1 pseudogene is annotated in these 896 nt (G+C 33.1%); it reads right to left on the bottom strand.

The annotated features are described in order from the left end of the window. Positions 1–896, bottom strand: a pseudogene (locus ACFO3U_RS07690) (OmpA family protein); the annotation flags it as partial.

The following is an 896-nucleotide window of genomic DNA, read 5'->3' as shown; positions in this document are numbered from 1 at the left end:
TCCGTCTGAGGCAAAGTATAATTCGTTTTCGTCACTCATAAATGGAAATGTTTCTCTAGCTTCTGTGTTGAAAACTGGTCCTAAATTTTCTGGTTCTCCAAAACTGTCTCCATTGATTGATACTTTATATAAGTCAGACATTCCAAGTGTTCCTGGCATATCTGAAGCAAAGTATAAGGTTTTATCATCTGGTGAAAGTGCTGGATGTGCTGTGCTATATTCATTGCTATTAAAAGGTAATTCAACAACATTTTCCCATTTGTCATCTACCAAAGTAGCTTTTAGGATTTTTAAGAGTATTACTTTTTCACCACTTTTTCCTTTTTTGCCATCTACATAGTTGTTTCGGGTAAAGTACATTGTTTTTCCATCTTTTGTAAAAACAGGTGTAGATTCATGGAACTTTGAATTGGTTGACTTTGAGAATTTTTCGGCTTCTTCTAAATTTCCATCACCATTTACTTTTGATTGATACAAATTGGTAAACGATTGATTGGTCCATTTGTGTTTTCTTTTAAAAATTCCTCCAGTATCTCTCGCTGAAGCGAAAATTAATTCTTCACCCAAAAAAGCAGAGCCATAATCTGAATATTTTGAATTGATAGCCCCTGCGTTTTCAACAACATATCGACCTGAATTTTCTTCAATGATTTCTAGATAATTTTTCGTTGCTTCGTATTTTTGAGCACGAGAATCATCTGCTTTTGCTTGGTTGAATTTTTCTAACATTTCGTTAGCTTTTGTATATTCTCCTAACGATTTTAAGGATTGTGAATATCTAAAATAATACTCAGGTTCCACTTCTTGATTTAAGTCCATTAGTTTTCCATACCACTGAGCTGCTTTGTCTAATTCTGCATTGAAGTAATAAGCATTACCTAATTTCTTAAACATAT

The organism is Flavobacterium ponti, from assembly GCF_042652765.1.
Taxonomy (GTDB): Bacteria; Bacteroidota; Bacteroidia; order Flavobacteriales; family Flavobacteriaceae; genus Flavobacterium; species Flavobacterium ponti.
The sequence above is the reverse complement of the archived record's forward strand: the minus strand, read 5'-3'. Positions and strand labels throughout refer to the sequence as shown.